Source organism: Sulfurospirillum arsenophilum NBRC 109478, assembly GCF_000813345.1.
GTDB lineage: Bacteria > Campylobacterota > Campylobacteria > Campylobacterales > Sulfurospirillaceae > Sulfurospirillum > Sulfurospirillum arsenophilum.
Map to the genome: position 1 here is coordinate 1 of NZ_BBQF01000011.1, position 1,011 is coordinate 1,011.

Genomic DNA, 1,011 nt, shown 5'->3' on the forward strand with positions numbered 1-1,011 from the left:
CCTGCATTCAAACCACTCTCAATGATGTAGGTATCATGATGTACTGTTCCTGCTTTAACAGGTACTTTATGCGCTTTGCCTTCTTTAGCCACATAAACGTAGGAACCTGTTGCATCTTGCAAAAGTGCAATTTGGGGAATACTAATGGCATCTTTATAAACCAAGCCTTCTACATTCACACGAACAAAGAGTCCTGGTATTAAAATATTATTGGGATTAGCAAAGGTTGCTCTGGCTTTAATGGTAGACGTTTCAGCATCTACATAACTATCGATGAAGTCTAAGGTTCCAGCTTTAGCGTATTTACTTCCATCAGGAGTTGAGAGTTGAACAGGAAGTTTCGCTTGAGCGATACTGCTCCAGTTTCCTGAACCCATCACATATCGTTTTTTAAGCAATTCAATATCGGGAAGTGAGAATTCAACATAGACAGGATCTGTTTGGGTAATGGTGGTTAAGGTCATGGTATCACTACTAGAGCCAACATAACTTCCTACATCTTGTGCATTGAGGCTGGTCATTCCTGAGATGGTTGCTTTTACTTTGGTATAGTTAAAGTCAATCGTCGCTTTTTTAAGAGTTGCCCCAGAAGCTTTCAAAGATGCTCCTGCTGATTCAAAAGCTGAAAGTGCTGCATCACGTTCTTTTTGAGATACGGCATCTTGTTCAAAGAGTACTTTGGTTCGCTCCCAATCGCGTGTGGCTTGTTTAAGGGTTGCTTCTTTAACACCTACATCTGCCACTGCTTCTTGCATCAAGGCTTCATAACGATCTGAGTCAATTTGATAAAGCATATCGCCTGCTTTTACAAAGCTTCCTTCAGTAAAATGTTTTTTCTCCAACACACCACTGACACGTGCAACAATACTGACTTGTTGCATACTTTTTACTTTGGCTGGGTATTCGAGTGAGACAGGCACATCGGATGACACTACCTTATAGGTTGCTACGGACAAGGGCAGCATTGCTGGCATCCCTTGTGCACCTTTTTTATCTTGGCTTGTACAGCCA

1 protein-coding gene is annotated in these 1,011 nt (G+C 41.6%); it reads right to left on the bottom strand.

What is annotated here, in order from left to right:
* Positions 1 to 974, bottom strand: a 974-nt coding sequence (locus SAR02S_RS13120) for an efflux RND transporter periplasmic adaptor subunit (RefSeq protein ID WP_232294060.1), incomplete at its 3' end; no start/stop codon positions are given.
* Positions 975 to 1,011 lie beyond the last annotated feature (37 nt).